This is a genomic window from Pacificibacter marinus (assembly GCF_018860505.1).
In the GTDB taxonomy this organism is placed as follows: Bacteria; Pseudomonadota; Alphaproteobacteria; order Rhodobacterales; family Rhodobacteraceae; genus Celeribacter; species Celeribacter marinus_B.
Genome location: NZ_JAHKPU010000002.1, coordinates 62,120 through 84,828 on the forward strand (window position 1 = coordinate 62,120; position 22,709 = coordinate 84,828).

Consider the following 22,709-nt stretch of genomic DNA (forward strand, 5'->3'; position numbering starts at 1 on the left):
AAGTCATCGCAACGCCTCCTCAAGGATTGCGAGAGCCCCAAGACAATCGTCGATATAGGGCTGCTCCTCGCCGTCCAGATCGTTCATCTCCAGCCGGTTCAAGACCGCGTAGAGCGTGGCACGCGCTTCACGGGCCGCGCTTCGCAAGCTGACGGTGTCTTCCAGACGTGCGGTCGCAAAATCATCGCTGTGATAGTCGGGAGTCATGCTGCCACCTCCTTGCTTTGACCTGCTGCTTGCAAAGCAAAGTCTGTGGCTTTCTGCGCTTCAGATGCCGCACGAAAAATCGCCCGCTTGTCTTCTTTGAGAGCCTGTAACCATCCTTCGACATAGGCGGCGCTTTGACCGAACTCAGGCGCCACGCCAATCTGAGCCCCAAGGAAACAAGCACCGATTTCCGCCACCAGCTCTTCAAAGGCATAGGCTTCGCGGTTCGCAAATTTCTTGATCCGCTCAAGCCGCTTTTCGCTGCCAGTCCAATGGATCACCTCATGGGCCAACGTCCCATAATAGCCTGCCGCATCGTGAAACGTGGCAATCGGCGGCATGTGGATGTGATCTTTGGCAGGGCTGTAATAGGCACGCGGGTCGTCGCTGGTGAGGATCTCCGCCCCTGTCCGGCCGAAAAACGCTTCAAGGTCCGGATCTCCCGCCGTGCCAAGATCGCGCGGGGCCTCGGGCCGGATGTAGTAATCCTCCGGCAAACCTTCGATCTGATCAGCATTGAAGACGCGGTATGCGCGCGCATAGGGCAGCTCTTCCTCGATGCCCAACTCGTTCTCTCTGGTGAACGTCCCGTATTTGACCACGGTCGAGGACGTTTCGCCTTTGCGGACCTGACCGCCAAGCTCCTGCGCCTGTTTGTAGGTCATCCAGCGGCTGGACACACAACCATGCTTGGCCGCCATAATCCAGAGCATCAGGATATTAATCCCGCGATACTCCTCGCCGTTGTGTCGGGTCGGCAGTGCAATGCCAGACGCGCTTCCGGTCCACGGCTTGCGCCATGGCGGCGTGCCCGCCTCGATCTCTGAAATAATGGTGTCGGTGACATGGGCATAAACATCAAACTTCGGTGCCATTTGTGGCCTCCTTGATCAAAGTGATGCGGGTAAGGCTTCGCGCCCCCTTCCGCCGATGGGCTGCGCCTCGGCCACCTGATCTGACCGAATACGCATGTATTCGGCGGAACAGAGTGGGAGAGGGCAAAGCCCGACCCACGGCCCTGAACGGGGCTGTCAATCGGCCACATTTGCGAAGAAAATGTCTGCGCCAAAATCAGACACCAATTTGCCGCGCGAGGAATGGCTCGCGCGCGAGACAGGGGAAATTGGTGGCTGATTTTGGGGATGGACTAAGGTTGACCGCCCCGGTCAGGGATGTTGGGCGGACCAAATAAAAGGAATGATGCCTGGATCGGGGTGAGCGGGCCAACGGCCCGTTGAGCCCCGGTCTAGTCGATTGAAATCATAGTCCGCGCGCCAATGCGCGGTTCCTTAGATCGGAGATCCCGCATAATACTGACGCCAAACCAGACTATAATAGCGGCGACTAAACAAGCGTTACCTTGACGCAAACCACAGAAAGCTAGTCGCGAAGAAAAACCACCGAAGATATGTTTGGCTTCTCAACGAACACCCCATCGGGCTGAAACGCGACAACAAGATCGAGCAGATTTCTCAAAAGCTCTTTGATGTTGCGCCTGTAGGGCGCAGGATCATCATATACGTCTGTGTGAAGTTTTTGCGAAAGCCAACCAAATGAAGCCGACCCACCATTCTCCTCAACAGAACGCATGAGCCATAAATATGCAGGACTTACTTTCAACTTTTCGATGTCGTTCCACCTAAAACTGTCTGCGGTTGTGTTTTGAGGGAAGTCGGAACAGTATAAATCCCTTTCTTCAACAAAGATCGATTCAGGCCAGCTAGAAAGAGTGTTGTTAGAATCAGCATCTAGCTGTTCGATGAATTCCTGCATTGCAATCAGTCGAGCATGATTGATCTCTGTTCCTTGGGCCCACAGATTTTCGGCTATCTCTTCATCGCGAGCTGTAGGCTTACCTTCCGTGCTAAGTTCATCATTACAATACCCAACTAGAGCCAAACCTTTGCCAGTGAGGTTGGCACTCCCCACAAACAGCTTCTCATCAAAAAAATACAACTTTACGTGCAGCGCAGATGACAACCTAACTTCAAAACCGGCATCAAGAGCAATTTTCAACGCTGCGAGCGAACAAGCACCCGTCACCACGTCTCTGAGATCACATCGCACTAGCAAGCGATCGGAGCTGAACTCATGACGATGTCCAAGTACAAAATCAATACCGGGTTGAGATACGAAGGCACTGTAAATCCAGCACCTTCGTGAACTCGAAAACTGTAGCTTGAGCCTACTTTTCAGTTCTGCAGTCGGGAGAAGCATACTATGAGTTGTTTAACTGCGTCAAAAGCTTCTTAATCCAGCCCCCCCACTTTTCTCTGAATTCTTCAAGAATTTCTTGTGATTTATCATCCCAGAGCTCGTCTTCAGCCCGGGCAGCGGCTATTAAAAATAAGTTCATAGCTAGCGCCTCCTGCGTATCCGTGCCCTTGCAAATCTTATCGTATAACTCTGCTTGGAATGGATGCTGAGCATTCAGCGCAATTGTCATTATCTCACCTGGACGTTCAATTGTGTAGAATTGATTTCCAGGCCAAGCCTTCTCAATAATTGTCACACCGGTAAGTTTGATCTCCTCAACAATCCTATTTAATTCATCGTCTGACAGGTCATTCCCATGCTCTTGGATCAGCATATCTTTTAGTTTTGCGTCCTGTTCTTCATCAGGAACGGTGTCTTTCTCGACTTTTGTCTTTGTCTTTGTTGGATCGTTTTTAAAGTTCTGGCCTGCTAGTTCCGCACTCTGGGTTGCCGGATCAGTTTTACGGCCCACGACAGTACTTCCCTTCTCAGGCTTAAGGCCAGAAATGCGGGCCATCATCCCTTTGCGAGCATTTTTGAAGTTTTTCCCTAACTCGCCTCTAAGAGCGATTTTGTGATCAAAATCCTCATCGTCTTCGTTCAACCCCTCGTGAAGTTGCTCTACTTCTTCTCTCTCTATGTAATCAATATCGCGGACGGCCTGCTTATTGTTGGTTACGCCAAACAGCTCATCGAGCTCTGGCTCGAAACGAATTTCACATCCCCAATAACGTTCAGGTAATTCTTGGGGGTTAAAGTACCCAAAAGAGCCGAAGTCTATCTCCCTTCCTGCTCGAACGAAAGAAATTCCGGTATTAGTCTTGTAATGATCCACGACAGACGCTGTGTCAGAATTCCTTGTCCACCTAGCGATTTCAGGCCGGATAATCGAATACCTTACCTCAACCACTGATTTCTTGCCTTTGTTTCCGTACTTGACAGGAATTTTTTGCACTTCTCCGTAAGCTTCGTTGGTAGCTTCATTTTCAAAACCTGGAAGATTGTGCGGCGTCATCAAGTATAGGGGGTCATTTGGTAGCAATTTCACGATTTCAACTTTATCAGCGTCCGGCTTTACTATCAGAATTCGGATATCTCTTTTGCGCCCATAAGTATTATCGTCGTCGAGAAAATGACGGTATATCCGGCAGAAACTTGCCTCCATGCGCTTAACTAGTGTATTTGTTCTCCTAAGGTCTAGCCTATCACAATCTTCCCATACAATCAGAGAGCCTTGTTCCTTTACAGGGACGTCAAGGTGCCGCAGTATCTCGCCGGGAATTTCACATTCCTTTACATCATTGGTCATTTGTTGGCCCGACTTTTTGACTTCGTCTATGTCGAGATGAGTGGTAAAACATTTGCCTTTTTGCCACGAATAGGCTGTCACTCGCTTGCACTGACTGATTGAGGCGAGCGGAAGTCCAACACCAAAGCGACCTATACCGGAGCGCGTATTTAGTCTCGTGCCTTGCGCGAACGCCAAGCAGATCTCCAAAACGTCTGGGGCCATACCATGGCCATCGTCATAGACCGCCAATGAGCCTACATTGGCAACGGTTCTCTGCACACTGACGTTTTCTTCGATGGCAAGAATTCGAATGTTGTCAGCTTCCGCCTGAATCGAGTTGTCAACGAGTTCCGCCAAAGCCATCGAAGTATCGCGATAACCTGCATCTCGGAACGACTCAATTGCTGTGGATGCAGGAAAAAGGTACGTTGTCATTGCTGTGTACTCCAGACATTATTAAAGTAGTTGTAGGCCATGTTTTCGGACGGCATTCCGTTCAAGTTATCGACCACATCAATAACTCTCGCGCGTTCGTTCCCACCATTCTTTGGCCCCCTAATAGCCCTACCGATCATTTGGGAATAGAGAACGACAGATGCTGTCGGCCTAGTAATGAAAACGGTATCGGTATTGGGGGCGTCAAATCCAGTTGTCAAAACACCATAGTTAATAAGTAGCTGCACTTTGCCATCTTTGTATTCAGCGATGTATCTTGCTCGATCTTTTGGATCAGTTTGTCCAGTAACCAAGCGGGCAGCTATGTTCCGTGCAACACATAAATCACTTAGCAATTCTGCATGGGCAATGGAGCAAGCGAACAAAATGACTTGCCGCTTGGCGTCTGACAACTCCATCATGCGATTGAAAATCAACAAGTTTCGCTCGTGTTGCCCTCCAAGACGTCTCAAGAAACTCTCTGGGAGTTCCATGAGCTCTGAAAGCTTGGCCACTTCACTCTCGCTTAGGTCAATTGAGACGTCTGTTTCAATTTTCTCGCGATCAAGACGAGCCAATACACCCATGTCTTGTAGGTAACCGATACCATCCTCCAGCTCCCTACCGCTATCGTCGCACAAACCGATTTTGGTATTGTTAAAAAAACCAGACAACTCTTTGTTTTCTTGACGGTTTTCGCTGCGACCTGGTGTTGCCGATAGACCAACCAATTTTGGTGGAATACTTGCCATAGATAGGGAATTAATGGCTATTTCATAGGTTGGCGCAATAGCTTTATGTGCCTCATCGATAACGATCATCTTGGTGGAGGCCCCTATTTCTCTTAGCAGGCTTAAATCTTTTGATGCAGACGTTAGAAGGGCGTGGATTGACTGAAAACTGGCCACCACGAATCCTCTCAGCGGCGCATCCGAAGGTCGTTCAAACCCACCCCAAATTCTAGTAACAGATGCTTGATGATCACCTTTGGTTGACCAGCTTCTTTCAATTGCCTCAACTGCCTGTGTGCAAAGTTCTTCCGAGTGAGCGAGCCATACAATCAAAGCGGGGCCGGGAGGCTCAGCCCTCAACGCATCAACCATCAACTCACAGGCCGTTCTAGTTTTTCCCGCGCCGGTTGGCATGTGCAATAATATTCGGGAGCTAGGGAGTTTCAGCGCAGCAATGGCTCTTGCTTTAACATTATACTGATACTCATGCAGCGGTGTCGAAACGGGAATAGAATTACTTGCCGGAGGGCTCACCTCTGCGACAGGCGGGAGGAATTCGGGGCCCAACTCAAGAGTCTCCACTAGGCGTTGAGCACTGCTGGAGCTGCTTGACCAAATTACTTTAGAGCTAGTCCCTAAGATGTGCTTTCGGTCGAAGTCATCAACATGGTTCAGCACCATTTTCCTTATCTGGGCGTTCCCAAGTATTGATGAGCCGTATCTTTGAAGAAGAATATCAATCAGTTTAGGTGCGGTAACACGGACACGGAACCACTTTTCCATGTTCTCGAGCGTTTCCATACCTACAAGCTCTGATAGCTTTGCTACACCGAACCTACTAAGCACAGATTTCAGCTTACCCGTTCCCAATTGTTTGATCCCCCGAGGTTTTTTTTCGTTCCTAATCGTGTTGGATTTCTGCATAAAAAGCCAGCCCTTGCTGCTTTCTTTTGGACACATTTTCACTGTTTCCAAATCTGAACCGCACAATCCATCAGAAGCGTTATCTCCAATTTTTGGAAGCTGCTCATTTATGGCAGGCCAAACACACCTTTTGCTGGCCGTAAATGTCATCTAGATCAACTGCGCCTTTTTCCGGCCGTAGAGGATCAACCTTCCTCTTCGCCCTAGCTCTTTCGACGCGCTTTTCATGATCTGCGCGGATTTGAGCAATGCGTTCAGGCTTTTCCAGTTCAAGCAGTGTCTCCCCTTCGCTCCATGAAAACGGCGACCCATGGTCGAGAGAGGTTTTCTCCATTTGCTTAGCCCTCTCGAAGGCTTCAGGGTGACGTTCCTTGAGTCCAACCCACTCAATTTTTTGCTGAAAGAAACAAAACGTGCAGCCACTCCTGGAACGCCAGTCATAGTAAGCTGGAAGGCCAAGTCCCGAGTTCTCAAGAATTTCAAAAACGCCTGCCTTGTCGATCCCATCATCTTTGAATGGCAGCTTGGTTATCAAATTTCCATTTTTCGAGTTCAAACCCTGGCGAAAATCTTCGTCAGCCCGGATCGCCACATAACTATAGACTGTATACCCCTGCTCGGTAAATTCTGATTTCACCCACTTCTCAAAGGGCTTGATCTTTAGGTCTTTCGTACACCAACGCGTCTGGGCTGACGGGAGGAATTGATTATATTGGGCAAGGTAGAACTTAAAATCTCGCCCAGGGTCCAAGTACCGGATCTTCTTGCCAAGGAAACCCTCAAGCATTGCAAGATACTCATACACCTCGTCTAGCTCTTCACCCGTGTCAGTAAAGAAATACTCGATATCGAGTTCTGGGTGAGCCTGGCTCATGTAGATCGCGAGGGCTGAACTATCTTTGCCCCCTGACAAGCCCAATACATGTTTAGTTTTGTCAGCCATCTAATTCCTCACTCGCGTTTGATTGTTTGATCCTCGCGGCCCCAACTTTGGCCAAAGCAGCAAGGATTACGTTTCTACCAGTGCCTTCTGCAGCTTGCTGCAACACTTCTTCAATCTTTCTACTGAGTTTGTTCACCTGCGCATTGTCGGAATCCAAAATGTCAAATTCCTCCATCACAGGGGTTGGCCGATCATCAACGCTGACAATCAATGCCATTGCGGACCGCTTATCTTTTCGCCCAGCGACACGAGCGACAGATTCGTGTTGGTTGAACTGCTGCGCAAGCAAGGTGAGTTCCACATTTGCTCGGTCAATGTCGCTATCGATCCAAGCTTTGACGGGTTTGTTGATACCAAGCCCTGCGAGTGCTTCTATCGATTGCAGGTCATCTCCGAAGCTTGTGAGCTGGGTGATGAAAGATCGAAGCCGCAAGTCACCTGCAACATCTCGGATATTCTTCGCGCGCTCGTTCAGCTCTCGGTACGCTTTCGCAGTGCGTCCATGAACTTGCAGCTCATCCAGAATGTGTTCGCGCATTCTGGTGAGCATCGCAGGATATGCCGCGCGGATTTCAATTAGCCCTTCTTTGATGTTTTGAGCGATCTCAGAGATCCCTTGATCTGTTAGAATATCGATGTCCTTTCCGTAGAGGCCAGGAATGTCATCAAAGGCGAACTTTTGTGGATCATTGGAACGCTTGAAGAGCGCTCTTACTTTTTTTGCATGCTCAGGCAGACGCGCGGTTCGTTGAACCCAAGGGGCTGATGTTTCATATGCCGCAATGAGTGCGCGCCCAACTTCCAGCGGACTTAACGTTGAGACTCGATCGTCAACAACTTCACCAACCGCGTTTGCCAACTCAGTGAGGAGTCTCTTCGTCGTTTGGTTCATTTCGATCCAGCGCAGCTGGACCATTTGCGGCGCTCTCAGAACATAGTCCACATCAACATCCGAAATGGTCGATAGGAAAATACCTTCTCGGTAGTGTGACAGATTCCGACGCTCAGCGAGCATGAACAACACAGCAAGGAATGGCATCAAACCATCCTTCAGTCCAAAGGGAGGTGCCCGCCAGAGGTCGTAAACATCGGTGAGTTGCACATTGCGGTTGCCTCGCTTCTTCAAGAAATCTTTCGTTGCTTTCCAGATAGGTATCAGATTTGCGCTGTCATCACCTGATGGTGGTACAAACTTCCATTCGTCGCCTTCTTCTGCGTACAGTCCGTTAGCTTCGACGAGCGAAACAAACAAAGCTCTTTCAGCAGGAAATTTCTCGAATCCAAGCCCCGGAGTGCCTTCTTTAAGGACGGCGGCATGCAGTAGCAACTTCAGCGCTGAATTGGCAGAAGCCGATGGCTTGGTTCGGTTTAGCAGTTCGTTGTTTAACTTTGGCGACATTGAAAATCGACGGTCTGCCATCTCTGAGGCTAAAACTGTGAGGTTTCGGTGCGCGGAAATCCGGAGATCATCAATTCCGGTTTCCCATTCTGCGCTTGCGATCAATTGCCAGACTTCATGCTCAATCCTACCCCCAATCGCCTCGATACGATCGGTAAGCTCTCTGCGCGCGACTTTGTCTCGATGAATCTCGGGGTTCGATGCCAAGATATCCTTCAAGGCGGAGTGCTCTCGTGCAAGTGCCACAAGGTTCTTCGATTTTTCGGACCTCACAACCGCAAAGTCGCCCCCCCCCCCATACTCACCAAAATCTTCAACAATGCTTGACGTCGCATTGTCCAGTGAAATGATGAATGCGCCAAAGCATCCATTTGTAGGTGTAAAGCTAGTAACATAGTTCTCGACTTGGCTTTCGAGCAGTACCTTGAGTTCGCACCAGCGCAGAGCACCAGTTTCACGGTAGTGCCGCTTCGCGACGATATTGGGTGAAGATAAAGCGTTTGAGATTGAGCTGAGATCGAAGTCTAATCTTTCTCTCAATGCCTCATCCAACGCCACTTCAATGTCAAAGTCGCTCCCGTCAAAGAGAGAGTAAGTGCCCCTGAACTTTCGAAAAACAACAATCGACGCCGCCTCAAGTTCTGACAAGAGCCCCTCTACCGCAGCACTTGTTTGATTTATTGCCAGGCTAAGTGCGCCCAGCGTCGCACCTACTCCGGTCTGCTTTTGTGTCAGTTCCAAAATGGCTAGCGACTTTAGCAGCTGCACACCGATCTCACCGCCATCTTTCGCTTCCCACCGCGCAATTGCATCCCTTGCATTTGCAAAGTGATGGCTGTCCAAAGACACGGCGATTGCAGCTTGCAGATTGAAATCTAGATAATCCCAAAAATCAGCCAATCCGTAGCCCTTCGGATCTTCTTTGCTCGCCTTCTCAAGGTAGTCCTGAAAGCCGAACAGCTCGGAAGAGCCCAGGAAACTGAAGATGCTACGCTGGTTTTGCCCATAGCTCCGACGCGATGCAGGCCCTAGCACCAATGTTACAAGCGGGTTGAGTGGCCAAGCGCTAGTAAGCAACTCTTTCGAAACTACGGACGCGCCACGTCGAACATCGGCAAGTAGCTCCGTGGCTGCCTCTGCGTTCCGTCTAGCGCTATCCGGCTGCTCTGAAGCGATAATCGCCTTGCTCACCAATTCAATCTGCTCATCGCCAGATACATTGACGGGAATGTCGATGAAGCGACCCTGGATCTTTCCCCACTCATCTTTGATGTCGCGTGCCAAGCGGCTCGCATATTCTTGGAAGGATTGATGAAGGATACCCACAACGATAAGGCGGCCACCGCTCCTCGACGCCGCTTCACCAAGCAGTTGGAAGAAATATGCATCTCCTGTTGAGGATGCCGCGTGCTCAAGTAGCTTCCCCATTTCATCCAAAAAGAGGACTAAACCTCCAGAATGTTCGCGGTCGTCAGCCGCCAAATACTGCAAGTATTCAATGACTTTTTCTGGCGTATCAAACTTCCTTTGGCGTGCCGCAAGACCTGCATCCTTGATACCATCACCGATCAACTGGAAGGGCTCCATGCTGCGCCCAACGACCGACACACATTTCCAGCCATCTCTCTTCGGAGGGAGTAACTTCCATAGTTCCTTTGCAAACTCCGGGTCAGCCTTGCTCGCAGCCGTCGCGCGTTCTTGCTTACTACCACTCAACAAAGCGGATAGAGCGAGTGCGAGGCTCGACTTCCCGCTTCCATACGGGCCAGTCCAAGTGAAGGCACCTTGCCCGCTCTCAAATTGCTGATGTGAAAAGTTTTTGAGGATTTCCCGTACTGATGATGAAAAGACAAAACCCTCGAGGGCTTCATTGCGGTCATCTTGATCAATTCGAACAGATCGCAGGAAGCGTCCATTCACCGAGACAATTTCGTTAAGCGGCATATGACCCCCTCAAGGCGGAAATGTCGGAGGACCACAGGTTTTCTGCAAAACCTGGGGGAAATTCCCCACGCCTAAGGAGCTGCTTCAATCCGGCTGTCTCAGACCAGGAAATCAATCCGTCGGTCACGTCAGCGACATCTGCCAACCGATCAATCAACTCCCACTCTTCAAGCACGAAAACCCTTCCGGGAGACCCGGGCTCTAGTAGCATTGATTGGACCCCAAGTGTGTTTGCAGAAGACGTTCGCTCCCAAAAATCGCACACCGCATAGAGGAACACGCCGTTAGACAGGCCTGGCTTTCGCCCTAAGTTCATACTGAATTTTCCATTTGAGCGTCGCCGTATTAATCCCAGCTCGGTCAGCGGCGAATTGAATGCCTCTTCGCTAGGGCCTCGCTTCGGGACGCTAGGCACGTAGTTAGCCAATAAGACGCTTACATCGTTTGATAACGTCTTCTCTGATGGCAATTTCCAACCACGCTGACCAATAAATTCCATCAGCCTTCGTAGAACAGTATCGCGGTCAAAGTTGGGTTCATTGAAAACATTGAACAACCAATAGGTGACTGTATGCTTAGGATTGGAGGCAATATCCCAGTGAATTTTCCAAAGAGACGAAGCGCTTTCAAGGTATGGATCGCGCCCATTGGGGCCAAGTAACTGCTGACCAAATTCGGTCGTTCTTACGTCCTTCCCATCCGCTGTGAGAATACCTGCGACCTGTGCCCAAAATCGAATTGCCGCCACCATGTTCTTGCCCACGCCAAAATGCGCAATCGCCTCGCTCTCTGAAAAAATCTTGTTGTTATTCAGGCCACTAGAATCAACAGCTTCGAAAGCCTTTTCCAACCATCCGTAGCGCAACGGAAAGGTCTCGTGGCCGGAGAACTGCGGCTTGTAATCCTGTGTAAATGTTGTTTGCTTTTTCATAAATCTGCTACCCCGCTTAGTGGTTGTTATAGCGATCTTCCGAGGGGATGGTCAACGACGACCTGGTGCTTGACCCCAGGATCAAGGTTGGTCTATAGATAACCTTCGATTTGGCAGGAAAACCCTTTGACCATATACCTTGATCATCAAGCAAGCACTCCGATGCTGCCAACAGTTCGGGCCGCAATGCAGCCGTTTTGGACTGAGTTCCATGGCAACCCGCACTCCTCCGAACATTCCATAGGGTGGTCCGCGAATAAGGCTACCGAGACTTCGAGGACCAAAGTGGCCAACCTCCTTGGAGTCGATCCGGATGAGATCATTTTTACATCCGGCGCTACAGAGGCGAACAATCTTGCAATCAAGGGTCTGAGCACTCCGGAGCAACGGCAAAGTCAGCGCACGACAATCCTTGTTTCAGCGACAGAGCATAAGTGCGTTTTGGAAAGTGCCGCCTATGTAGCTCAGACAAAAGGATGTGCGGTTCGAGAGATTCCGGTCAACGGGAAAGGCCACATCGACCTCGACAAACTGAGAGACATGCTAAGCGAGAATGTTCTTTTGGTAAGCGTGGCATTAGTCAACAATGAAATCGGGACCATCCAAGATCTTGCTTCAATATCAGCACTTTGCCGTGATATGGGAGCAATCCTCCACTCCGACTTCGCGCAGGCACCAAGCGCAGTAAACCTCCAAGAATATGCAGATATGGCTGACATGGTTAGTCTGTCGGGGCATAAATTTGGTGGGCCAATGGGTGTTGGGGCGCTCTATGTGAGCCGAGAGCTGAAGGACCGGATTGAACCTCTGTTTCACGGAGGTGGGCAAGAGGGTGGGCTTCGGTCCGGCACACTGCCCCTTCCCTTGTGTGTTGGTCTTGGCTCAGCGGCGGAGTTCCATTTTTCTGAAGCCGGATCTGCTTTGAGAGCGCGGGTTGCAGGTCTACGAGATCTCTTCGTAGACAAACTGCAATCGAACCGCGACCATATTGGATTGAATGGAGATAAGCTTTGCTCCCGTCATCCTGGCAATGTGAATCTAAGGTTCGAAGGACGCGATGCGGGAGAAATGCTCCAACGACTACAACCCATCGTGTCAGCTTCTACAGGTTCGGCCTGCTCATCGGGAATGTCGGAACCAAGCTACGTCCTCCGTGCAATTGGGCTCACATCGGATGAAGCGCAAGCCTCCATACGCTTTAGTTTTGGGCACACCAATACATCGGATGAAGTTCTAGAAGCCGCAGAGGCCATTATAGCAGTACTCTAGATCGATCGCCCTTCGGTCAGGTAGGATGTTTCAAAAGAGCCTTTAGAAAGATCCAAACCCGAGGGATAAAACTTGAAAAACAATAAATCTCTCAAAAATGCGGTTGGAAAAAAGGTAGGCCAGGCGATCTACGTGCACCGTAGCGCGGTCGATCACCTTCAGACGAGCGCAAAGGATAAGCTAAGCCTTGCACTGCAAAGGGTACCGGAAAATTTCCAATGGTCAGTGTTGAAGATCTCGGGGCAAAACGACCAGACCTTCTCGTTTTTGGACTATCAAGACTTCAGCGCCGTGGCTTTTCCAGAGCTGCGGGCAAGCCTACTCGTCAACCTCTCGGAAGAAGGCGCAAAACTGAGAAAATATTCTGACGCAAACCCACCCATTCTCCACAGAAAGGAGCTACTCCTAGCCCCGGATCATCCGCTAAGAAAGGACTTTGCAATGCTGACGCAGTCCTTAGAGAGCAAGGGACTTTTTAAGAACATGGCAAACAAGGGAACGCGGCGAATTTGGATGGAAACACTGGCTGAAGCCGGATTGACGGTCGAAGGTCCAAACATCGTGAAGAGCGGTTTAATCTCAGAAGAGTCCCCCAAGGCTTCAACCGATGACATGAATGGCCTAGAGAAAAACAATGTTGAGCGACACAAAACGGCGATCACGCGAACTGCGCTCTCAGCGCCAATGTACCTGCTGTTTACAAGTGGTCTGATCCGTCACGATAGAACCGTTTTGGACTATGGATGCGGACAAGGTGATGACATCCGAGCCCTACAGTCTGATGGCTATACCGTCGAAGGTTGGGATCCCCACTATCAACCAGATCCTAGTGCTCTGAAAAAGAGCCAAGTCACCAATCTTGGATTTGTTCTCAACGTTATCGAAGATCCTGAAGAGCGGGCGGAGGCACTTAGACGCGCCTTCAGCCTAACGGAACTCTGCCTAGCCGTATCCGTCATGCTGTACGGCAAGGCTGACCTGAGTGGCGCGCGGCCCTACCGCGACGGATACTTGACGTCCCGACAGACATTCCAAAAGTACTATACCCAGGCTGAACTCAGAGACTTCATCAGCAGCGTTTTGAATGTCGAACCCTTGGCCGTAGGCCAAGGTATATTTTTGGTCTTTCGGGACGAGTTAGAAGAGCAAAGATATCTGCTAAGGCGTCAAATAGGCTTCAAAGGGCGTGAGTACCGCTCCGTTCCAAAACCAAGTGCACCGCAAAAAGGCACACCAAATAAACCCAACGAAAAGCTCAATAAAACAACCATCCGAGACCTTGCTGCTGAGATCAGGGCCTTTGGCCGTCAGCCCGACATCTCAGAACTTCCCAAAAGTCTTGCGACAAAGCTTTCGCGCTCGAAACAAGGCCTTCAGTATGCGGCAAGTCATGCAATTGCGGACATAGGTCAGAAAGAGCTTGAAGAAATCGTAGCTACGAGAACCGAAGATCTAAGCCTCCACTTCGCAATGCATGCATTCTCACAAAGAAAATCGTATGGCTCATTTCCTCCTGAACTAAGGCGCGACATTCGGGCTTTCTTTGGCAGCCACAAAAGAGCCCAGGAATCTGGACAAACGCTCCTCTATTCAATCGGCAACCAAAACCTTCTCCTAGAAGATGCCGAAGCGGCAGCCGTTGCTGGAATCGGACATTTAGAACAGGGCAGATTTCAATTTCCCGCTTATAGGCTCCAAGAACTGTCCGTCAGGCTTCGAGGGTTCGTGGCACTCGCTGAAAGACTGGCGGGGGATCTGTCCGAAACAACTCTGCTGAGAATACACATTACCAGCCGCAAGTTGACTGCCCTAACCTATGCCGATTTTGAGACATCATTTCTGCCGCGTTTGATGACCCGGGTGAAAGTCGAGTTCGACACCTTCGATGTTTCCATCATCGACCATTCAGCAGACAATGACGTCCGACTTCTGTACCTAAAATCCCGCTACATGAAAGAGACTGATCCTCGACAAGCGGCACAGAAAGCATTTGATCAGGAAGTCTTAGACTTGAATACTCTCAATTTCAGCCATGAGGGACCGACTTTTCGGGAGTTTGCTCAGACCCTCCTCAAGGCTGGCGTGAGAATTCCCAGCTAGATGAAGCATCCATAGGCTTTCGTCGCTGCGGCCGGTAGGAATTGGACTTTGGCAGAAGAAGGCAGGTAATAGTCACGTATGTTCGCATTTTACGACCTTGAAACCACTGGGACGTCACCCGCTTTCGACCAACCCTTGCAGTTTGCGGCGATCCTGACGGATGACGACTTTAACCAAGTTGAGCGCGTGGATATTCGCTGCAGGCTCGCGCCGCACATTCTGCCAGCCCCTTGGGCTCTCGCTGTGACGGGCGTATCGCCAGATCAGCTGATGGACCCTGCACTTCCATCCTGGTTTGAGTTTTCACATCAGATTAGCGACCTGATCAAACGCTGGGCTCCGGCGACATGGACCGGATATAACACGCTTGCTTTTGACGAAGAGTTTCTTAGGCAGTCATTCTATCAAAACCTTCATCCCAACTTGTATCAAACCCAGTTTGACAACAATGACCGCCTAGACCTCATGAAGGTGATCTACGCAGTCCGGGATCTAGAGCCAAACGCCCTCGAATGGCCACTTGATGATTTGGGGCGAGAAAGTTTCAAACTGGATCGCCTTGCCCCTGCAAATGGCTTTGCCAATCATGACGCCCACGATGCCCTCGGGGACGTAGAGGCAACGATCCATGTGGCATCACTCGTTCGTAAGCGTGCCCCTGCGGTCTGGGAACAATGCTTGTTGAACCGCGACAAACACCAGGTTGGCCGGTTGCTGCAAAGCGGGCATCCCGTGTGCCTAATTGAGAGATTTGGCGCGGCACCACCACGATCCTATTTCGGTGCTTATGCAGGCACAAACCCGCAGAACAAGAACTCAGTGGCATTCCTCGACCTGGACCTCTGCGACGCGTCTATCATCGATGCCAACGATCGAGATCTTGCCAAAGCTGTCGCTGCATCACCCAAGCTGATACGAACGATTGCGATAAACAAAGCCCCGAACCTTTTCCCAGTTGCCAACCCCAGCTCTGCGCATAGTTCGCTCGCCCAGCTAGTTTCTGCCCACTCTGAATTTCATAAACGAGTGGGGCAGGCTTTGGCCGATCGCTATGCGGGTAAAGAGCCCGCCCAACACGTCGAACAGTTGATCTATGACGGCTTCTACAGCGCCGAGGACAAGCGTGTCCTTGAAGATTTCACCGCAGGCGATTGGCGGAACCGCGCTCGAATTGTCGCTCAATTGGATGACATCCGCCTCAAGCAACTGGGTATGCGACTTATCTTCTCCAATGCCCCAGAGTTTGTATCCATGAACTACCGATCAGCAGCAAGCGCTGCGATCCGGGACCGCTGGCTGACCAACGAGCCATCCACGCCATGGACGACCAAGGCAACGGTAGATGAGCAACTCGACGAGATTATGAGTGGTGAGGTGTTAGACCGGGGTCGGATTTGTGCACTTCAAGACTTCTATCAAGCAAGAGTTTCAGAAATTGACACCTGAGTTTGCATCACCTGTCATGGCGCGTCATCTAGTCCGGCCCCTGATCTTTCGTATGGGTCTTGGCTCACTAGAATCATTGTAGTGAATTGATCCCAAATACAAAAACGGTAGAGCGCTCATCGCCATCGTGCTAAAGCTCTGCTCTTTAGTTCAGATCACCACTCACGCCTTGAATGATGTTGAAATCTTCACATTCGGTCACCTTAGCTTTGATCGGTATACCCATGAAATTTCGAGGGAAATCCGATTTAATGCTTAGCTCTATCGTACTTGCAATAAGCCAGGGCGGGAAACCCGCCCCGGCGCACCGTTCACTCGGTGACCGGGTCTTCATCGCGGCGCGGGAAAGCGACCATTTCGACATCGGGGAACATGCTGTGTTTGACGTTGATCGACGTGATGTTGCCGCTGTCGTCGGTGTTGACGAAGAGGACGCCGCAGCGGTCCAAGTAGTTCTTGCCGTCTTTTTCGCCGGATTTGACGTTCAGTTTCAGAGTTTGAGTAGCCATTTCTTGATCCTCACTTTGAGTGTTTCGATGAACATGACCAAAGCTGGCACCAAGGGGCTGTCAGCGAGAAACTTGCCTCGCGAAGAATGCGCTGGCGCAGGGGGATTTTCTTGTTGAAGCGGGGCTTGCACCGCGCCTGCTACGGCTGCCCGCTTATGTTCAGCAATCAGAAACACGGCGTTGAGGATCTGAGTTCGGCACTCCAAAATCGACTGCCACGTCGTAACGCATCAGAATGGCCAAGGACCTCAAAATCTCGCTGCAGCCAAACGGCTTTCGGTCAATCCAATTCAACAGCGGCCCCAGTTCACGCGCGCGCCAGATCCGCTTCCTCGTGCTCGAAGGCTGTTGCCATCTCCCTGATCTCTCGCTCCGGAGCCCCCAAGGCACGGGCAACATCACGCCAAGCCATAGTCGCTTCGGCCACCTCGGCAATGATGCGATCTGCCTCGGCGCGCTCCAGAAGATAGGCTTCATGTTGTGCGCGGTGCAGGGCGATACTGGCATCCGGATTGTCATCATCAACGTAGCTTTTGAGCATGCGTGGTTGGTTCGGAACAGGGTTGATGTCGTAGGCCGGTGAGAGGTGCCATCCGCCACGCCCCCGCAGAAATCCGTGATTGCGCATGTGATCATCGAGGTTCGTGACGAGAATGGAAAAGGCAACCCGCCGGTAAAGCTCCTCGCGATCTTGGTCGGGCGTTACGCTTTCTGAGGTGATGATATCGGCCAGGTCCAAATAGCTGTAGCTTTCGCCATCCTTGCCGCCCAGCATCGCCATAGCTGAGATGAACGGGATCCTGCCGTCCTCGTTCCGGTCAAACCGATGGGACAAGAAAACAGGCTTGTCGCCCGCCATCTCAAGCGTGTGATCCGAGACCGTAATTCCGGCGCATCTTGCCAATTCCAGTGCAATGGCTTCCCAGCGTTCCACGCAATAGGCGTCCGTCTCTTTTGGGAACTTGGCGACAGAAAGACGACCATGCTGGTCAAGGATGCTAGCCTTCGGCCGAGCGCCGCCCAGAGAACTTCCCGGTGCAAACAGCATCTTGAGGTCCTCAGCAGTCTCTTCACCGCGCAGAACGCGCTGAGACGCATGAAGCAAATCCCCGAGGTTCACGAGCGCAGGCACGCCAATGCCTTCGCGGGCTTGAAACTCGCCATCAACCTTGAAGCGCAGCGCACCCAAACGGGTCTCATCATTCACCCCAAGTAGGTAGTCGGTTTCTTGCAGCACTCTTGGACGTCGCCCCTCGGCCTCTGCCACTCGCCCCTCATAGCGCCGCATCACCGTTCTGCCCCAGGTATCAGGGGCAGAATCCCCAAGCGGTGCGAGCATGTCTTGCCCAGCTTCCGGGACGAATTGCCCTTTAACGAGAGGCATGTTTGGCGAAAGCCCGAAGGCATTTTCGTCGGCAAGCCAATCGTCATGATAGGTAAAGGATACCCGCTCTCGGCCACGCCCCGCTGTGCGGTGGAGCGTACCGACCTGTTTCAGCCCCTTCCAGTCGATCCAAACCTCAACCATTTTTTAGTCTCGCACGCTGCGGGAGGTCATCCAGGGCCATTTGCTCACCAACCGGGTCATCGAGATCCCCCCAGCCTTTCAGAAGGCCGAGCGCCTGCAGGACTGCCACATAAGTGCCGATCTTGACTGCAGGGTTCCCGCTTTCGATCTTGGCGATGGTCTGCCGCGTTGTGCCAGCACGCTGCGCGACAATCTCAGCGGTTAACTTGCGGCGCAGTCGTGCAACGCGAATGTTTTCCCCAAGTGTCACGAGCTCCTTGCGCGCCGACCTGGGCATTTTGATCGGAACAGCCATAATGATATCTCCAAGCGACACTAAGCTCTCATATGTTACGCTGAGAAAACATTAATGTCAAACCTCATCGCTCAACCTGACGATCCAACGCCCCTGCTCGCACCACGATCTATGTTACATCAGCATAACACTAAGGGCATTAAAGTCACCTTTAAGAAACATAACCCGTTCATCCGATTGCACATTCAGGCTCAGCATCCTGCGTCACACGCGCTGAGAACATAAAACGCAGCGACTTCACGGCTGTCACTCCGTCGCTGAAAAACTTCAGTCGAATATGTTGTCAAAATCAGATGTGGAGCCCTTACTGCGTGTGCTGATCAAAAGCTCTAGATCGAGGGCTGCCAACAGCGCCAAGACCGTATCGAGCTTTGTGCCACCCCGCCCGGCCTCAACTTTCGATATCGTTTCCTGCCATACACCGCTGCGCGTAGCGAGATCGGCCTGCGTCAAGTTTTTCTCTCGACGAGCCTGACGGATCGCATGCCCAAGATCACGGGGAATTCGAACGAAGTTCTGCAAGCCTGCCTCCAGCGCCGCCTATGATGCCTAGATCATAAAACCTCTGTATGATCTAAAGATCATAGACGCAGCAGTCTAGCCCACGACAACTTACGCTGCAGCGTTATTTTCCGAATTTTGCGCTGTAGCGTAGATTTCACACCAGAGCTTTTTTCGCCCGCCGCTGTCTGCACCGACTTAGGTGTGAGCCTTCAAGCTGCCCGATCCAGATCCAGGCTATGCACGAGTCCTCTGCCTTATTGCAAAATTAGGGAAAAACAGCTATCTACATGGACAGAGAAAAGGAGAAAGCAGAAGTGTCCGCAGTGGCTTCCAAGGTATTGGGAACTGTGAACGCGCCTTACGGCGCGAACCTTTCTGCACATCAACTTGCCAGCTGCGTGTCCAACCTAGACGCGATGAAAGAGGCGTTTGGCCCGGTTTTTTCTTTCTTTACAGAGGTTAAGACCGACCTTCAGTTGGACTTTGTGAAGGAGATGGGCGTGGAAGACGGGGCGAAGACTGTCGCGGCCTATCTTCAGACCCAATGCGCAAACTCCATCCCTCTCGCGGTTTAAGCACCTCAGGATGAATACGCCTTCCCCGAGTCGCTGGAGCGATCTCTTCAACATCGCCATTTCCATCATTGAACAGGCAAACAAAGACGCACTCATCATCGATCGTTGGACGTTGGGTGGTGGTACCCCGCTGATGCTACAGATCGATCACCGCGAGAGCCATGACATCGATCTCTTCGTCGATGATCCTCAGCTCATGCCGTTTATGAATCCAGAAACGCAAGACTTCGCCCTCGACCTGCATCCCAGCAGCTATACCTCTGACGGTACGCAGTCTCTAAAGATCGTTTTTGACGAGGTCGGCGAGATCGATGTCATCTGCTGCGGCTGGCTCACCGACGGCTATGCCAACACCACCGAGGTCAACGGCCATAGAATTCTGCTTGAAAACCCAAGCGAAATTATTGCCAAGAAGGTTTTCCACAGGGGATGGAACCTGCAGCCACGTGATATGTTCGACATTGCAGCGGTTCAGAAAGTCTTCGGCGACGACTATGTCCTCAATGCTCTTTCAGCTTTTCCCAAGGAAGTGGGGCTTGCAAAAAATGTTGCTGAGAAAATGAGCCCTGCGCTCGCGCAGGGCGTCCTTTCGGGTTTAACTGTTCGCGAAGATTTCTCAGACTTGACCAAGACGGCTCAGACATCGGCGATTGAACTGTTTTCAAAAATCACTCGATAGCAGGTTTTTTAAGCACAGCTCCGTCCGCAGCGGCCGGAAAACTTCTCTGAACGCTAAACTCTCAGCCTATCCCTCGCCAGGTCCGCAATCCTCTGGAACCCCTTGCGTCCAGCGATTTCGTATCCCTGAATTGCATATGTCTTGCGCTTTGCCTTAAAATCCTCCGCGGATTCCTGCGCCAGCTTGTGTGCCTCCTCAAGCTCGCTACTGCCCATTTGATATGCCGAACATGCCAATCTCATCTCAAAGATCGTAGCCCGCCCAAATTCTGCGGCAAAAATGGCAGGTGTCTTTCCGGAGAAGGTCTTAAGTGTCGGGTTGGCACCAGCGGCAAGGAGGATCTCAAAGCATCGATCAGCTCCAACCTTAGCGGCTGCATGCAATGCGGTCCGGCCGATCACGTCCTGCGCATCGATGTCCACATGACGGTCAACGAGTGCTTTGATCATCTCTACATCTTTTCGCTCGGCCGCCAGCATCAGCGCAGTCTGTTTCAAATAGTCCCGCGCATTCAGAACATCCGTGGGAAGCAAGCTAACTAGCTTCAAATGCGTTGCGGCCATCGAGTTGGCCAATTCAGAGGGTTCTGTAGGGAGCCCGGAATAGGTTGGCATTTGCCGCATCACACGCACAAGATCCGGCACAATCTTTGATGCCACGGTGAAGAACGTGTCGCCGCGCACATCTCGCAACTTGTGCTTCAGCTGGCCGCCAAACTTCTTTTTGAAGGCACGCACCTCCACCTCCGAAGCGCCAGAGAAAAGCAAACCTGCGTATGCGCGAATGATCTCGGATTCTTGTTGAAGCGGCGCTTCGATTTCCACACCTTCATACGGGCGAACAATGTTGTCCCAGAACCAAGCCGCGTGATCAGCGGCAGCCAACCGCATCGAATAATCGATCGGGCCTTCGCCGAGATTCCAGCGAGCTGCATCTTGAGGTTGGACTGATTTGCAAAGAATTCGAAAACTGCGCTCCGCACTGCCACGGTTGAACGCATCCTGAGCAACAGCCAGTGAGAAGTTGAGCCGTGCAATATCCAGTTTCAGTGGACCGACGGATCGCGTCAAACAGAGCTCGAGAGCATTTTCGGCATATTGACGCGCTTCATTAAAATCACCCGATGACAGTGCGTTGAGGGCGCATAGGTAGGCGAAATCTGCTTCGAACTCGTCAATGCGGGGCAATTTTCGAAGTTTTTCAAGACCCGAGGCGACATAGAACTGACGCGCAGGCTCATCGCCGCCCCACATCACGAGCACGTTCTCAATGGTTGCTTGAACTGCTTCTCGCTCTCCAAGTCGTTCCTGGTTGGGCATCCACATTTTGGGTGACCTGGCCTGCAAGTTTTCAAATAGATCAGGCAAAACGTTGTCATCCGGCATAGACATCAACATCAGTGATAAAAACTGACCAATGGTTTCGGGTGCTGGCAAGTCACCGTTTTCGTTGGCTGTAATGGCCGAGAAAACGCTGGCCTTTACCCACTTGGGGAAGGCGGCAGAGAATTTCGTTCTCTCTCGTTCTACCGAAGGGTCGTGGCTGGCCAAAGTGGCCTCGTAGCTCCACCTAAAGAGCTCGATCAATTGCAAAGCCTTGTTGCGTATCGGATCAGTGTCGTTCGGTGAGCAACCTGGCGTCAAGAAACCAACGAGATCCTTGTAGGCTTGCTCGATCGCACGCGCCCAAAGCAACAGCGAGCGAAACTGCGTTGTCGACAGTCGAGCTTCGTCTGAACTCTTGTATGAAAATTGATGATCGTCACCGAACCACTCAATGATCCTGGAAAGCGCTGGCGTTGTTCGGCCTGACTTCCAGTTGTCGAGGGTACGTCTTCTTTCGTCGTCGTATTCCCCCCAAACCCGATCTAATGGGCCTTCAAATTGCTCTAACCACCATGAAAGAACTGTCTCGACGGGCAAAATCAAACGATCTGGGTTCGCAGGATCTTGATGCGGTAAAAACCAAAGGTTGTCTTCGGGCATCTGAGGCAAAAGCGCCTCATCCTGGCACCAAAAGCCCCACGTTCTGCCAAGGGAAGGCATAACGTCGAACGCAAGAAGCACCCAAAGTGCCTGCTGCGGAGTTGCCGAATAGGTAGGCGTGTGGAGTTCGAGCGCATCCAGGGAAATCCCAAGCCTTAGGAACTGTTCAACTGCATCTCCCCAAAGAGTTGACGCTTGGTCCTGGCTCAACGACTGCCTAAGCAGGTCAATTAACTCAATCGTTCGGTCAGCCCCTCCCTCCAAACGCATCTCCGAGCGTGCGTAGCGGCGGCGTTCTGAGTGTTGCCATTTGGGCGCGCAAAACAATGATACAGCGTAGAGGAGTGCTGAGTTTGACGTCGGGAGTTGAGCAATCGGCTGAGTGTCGGACACGGTCACACTTCGGCCTGTTGGCGATGTATCCTGGATAGTTCAGCCTTCACGTTCCGAAACGCACGTCGATCACTCGGCGTTCGGGAAAATACCAACAATCCACCACCTGCCAAGAAAAGCTTGGCATGCTTCTTTCCGGAGACATACCGCGCCCCGGACTTCACTTCCTCTGCAATCACTTTGTTCAACTCTTTGTCTTTGGAATAATACACTTTGCACCTCGATAACGGGATGGCGGTACAACCACCATCCCAATCAGTTTTTCAGTAGCTTTCGTGGCGGTGCCTTTTGCAGCAGCTTTTGTGCATCCTGCACACGGCGGGCCGCAGGCTCCTTATTTTCCCTTGGGCGGATTGTTTCCGCGA

18 protein-coding genes are annotated in these 22,709 nt (G+C 51.5%); 5 read left to right on the forward strand and 13 right to left on the reverse strand.

What is annotated here, in order from left to right; genetic code table 11:
- Positions 1-3: 3 nt before the first annotated feature.
- From KO503_RS00320 to KO503_RS00355, 8 genes are all read right to left on the reverse strand, one after another.
- Positions 4-207 carry a hypothetical protein gene (locus KO503_RS00320; protein WP_215989610.1) on the reverse strand — a complete coding sequence of 68 codons (204 nt, stop codon included), beginning with the start codon at positions 205-207 and terminating at the stop codon, positions 4-6.
- Positions 204-1,082 (reverse strand): ArdC family protein, encoded by an 879-nt coding sequence (locus KO503_RS00325; protein WP_215989611.1) that lies wholly within the window; start codon positions 1,080-1,082, stop codon positions 204-206. The genes KO503_RS00320 and KO503_RS00325 overlap by 4 nt, the downstream gene beginning before the upstream one ends.
- 505 nt (positions 1,083-1,587) lie before the next feature.
- Positions 1,588-2,253 carry a hypothetical protein gene (locus KO503_RS00330; protein WP_215989612.1) on the reverse strand — a complete coding sequence of 222 codons (666 nt, stop codon included), beginning with the start codon at positions 2,251-2,253 and terminating at the stop codon, positions 1,588-1,590.
- 172 nt (positions 2,254-2,425) lie between these two features.
- Positions 2,426-4,189, reverse strand: coding sequence for an ATP-binding protein (locus KO503_RS00335; protein WP_215989613.1), 1,764 nt, complete (start codon positions 4,187-4,189; stop codon positions 2,426-2,428).
- Complete coding sequence (locus tag KO503_RS00340) at positions 4,186-5,994, reverse strand: DEAD/DEAH box helicase (protein ID WP_215989614.1); 1,809 nt, start codon at positions 5,992-5,994, stop codon at positions 4,186-4,188. The genes KO503_RS00335 and KO503_RS00340 overlap by 4 nt, the downstream gene beginning before the upstream one ends.
- Positions 5,948-6,787, reverse strand: coding sequence for a phosphoadenosine phosphosulfate reductase domain-containing protein (locus KO503_RS00345; protein WP_215989615.1), 840 nt, complete (start codon positions 6,785-6,787; stop codon positions 5,948-5,950). The genes KO503_RS00340 and KO503_RS00345 overlap by 47 nt, the downstream gene beginning before the upstream one ends.
- Complete coding sequence (locus KO503_RS00350; protein ID WP_215989616.1) at positions 6,780-10,130, reverse strand: hypothetical protein; 3,351 nt, start codon at positions 10,128-10,130, stop codon at positions 6,780-6,782. Before KO503_RS00350 ends, KO503_RS00345 begins: the two co-directional genes overlap by 8 nt.
- Positions 10,120-11,061, reverse strand: coding sequence for a DUF4007 family protein (locus tag KO503_RS00355; RefSeq protein ID WP_215989617.1), 942 nt, complete (start codon positions 11,059-11,061; stop codon positions 10,120-10,122). Before KO503_RS00355 ends, KO503_RS00350 begins: the two co-directional genes overlap by 11 nt.
- 126 nt (positions 11,062-11,187) lie before the next feature.
- Here KO503_RS00355 and KO503_RS00360 point away from each other — a divergent pair, with 126 nt between their 5' ends.
- From KO503_RS00360 to KO503_RS00370, 3 genes are all read left to right on the forward strand, one after another.
- A complete protein-coding gene (locus KO503_RS00360; RefSeq protein WP_215989618.1) occupies positions 11,188-12,330 on the forward strand; it encodes a cysteine desulfurase family protein in 1,143 nt (380 codons plus the stop codon).
- Between the two features lie 72 nt (positions 12,331-12,402).
- Positions 12,403-14,430: a DNA phosphorothioation-associated putative methyltransferase gene (locus tag KO503_RS00365; protein ID WP_215989619.1), complete on the forward strand. Its 2,028-nt coding sequence runs from the start codon at positions 12,403-12,405 to the stop codon at positions 14,428-14,430.
- Positions 14,431-14,508: 78 nt separating this feature from the next.
- Positions 14,509-15,876: an exonuclease domain-containing protein gene (locus KO503_RS00370; protein ID WP_215989620.1), complete on the forward strand. Its 1,368-nt coding sequence runs from the start codon at positions 14,509-14,511 to the stop codon at positions 15,874-15,876.
- Positions 15,877-16,187: 311 nt separating this feature from the next.
- Here KO503_RS00370 and KO503_RS00375 read toward each other — a convergent pair whose 3' ends face one another.
- From KO503_RS00375 to KO503_RS00390, 4 genes are all read right to left on the reverse strand, one after another.
- Entirely contained in the window at positions 16,188-16,385 is a 198-nt protein-coding gene (locus KO503_RS00375; RefSeq protein WP_215989621.1) for a hypothetical protein, read from the reverse strand.
- Between the two features lie 307 nt (positions 16,386-16,692).
- Positions 16,693-17,913, reverse strand: a complete 1,221-nt coding sequence (locus KO503_RS00380) for a type II toxin-antitoxin system HipA family toxin (protein ID WP_215989622.1) — start codon at positions 17,911-17,913, stop codon at positions 16,693-16,695.
- Positions 17,906-18,208 carry a helix-turn-helix transcriptional regulator gene (locus tag KO503_RS00385; protein WP_215989623.1) on the reverse strand — a complete coding sequence of 101 codons (303 nt, stop codon included), beginning with the start codon at positions 18,206-18,208 and terminating at the stop codon, positions 17,906-17,908. The genes KO503_RS00380 and KO503_RS00385 overlap by 8 nt, the downstream gene beginning before the upstream one ends.
- A gap of 267 nt (positions 18,209-18,475) precedes the next feature.
- On the reverse strand, positions 18,476-18,730 hold the full coding sequence (locus KO503_RS00390) for a helix-turn-helix domain-containing protein (RefSeq protein WP_215989624.1): 255 nt from the start codon (positions 18,728-18,730) through the stop codon (positions 18,476-18,478).
- Positions 18,731-18,999: 269 nt separating this feature from the next.
- On the opposite strand from KO503_RS00390, the gene KO503_RS00395 reads away from it, so the two are divergent.
- Together KO503_RS00395 and KO503_RS00400 are read left to right on the forward strand one after the other, a co-directional pair.
- Positions 19,000-19,287 carry a hypothetical protein gene (locus KO503_RS00395; protein WP_215989625.1) on the forward strand — a complete coding sequence of 96 codons (288 nt, stop codon included), beginning with the start codon at positions 19,000-19,002 and terminating at the stop codon, positions 19,285-19,287.
- Between the two features lie 10 nt (positions 19,288-19,297).
- On the forward strand, positions 19,298-19,966 hold the full coding sequence (locus tag KO503_RS00400; RefSeq protein WP_252730858.1) for a nucleotidyl transferase AbiEii/AbiGii toxin family protein: 669 nt from the start codon (positions 19,298-19,300) through the stop codon (positions 19,964-19,966).
- A 53-nt stretch (positions 19,967-20,019) separates the two neighbouring features.
- Here KO503_RS00400 and KO503_RS17960 read toward each other — a convergent pair whose 3' ends face one another.
- Positions 20,020-22,344, reverse strand: a complete 2,325-nt coding sequence (locus KO503_RS17960; RefSeq protein ID WP_215989626.1) for an ankyrin repeat domain-containing protein — start codon at positions 22,342-22,344, stop codon at positions 20,020-20,022.
- Positions 22,345-22,709: the final 365 nt, after the last annotated feature.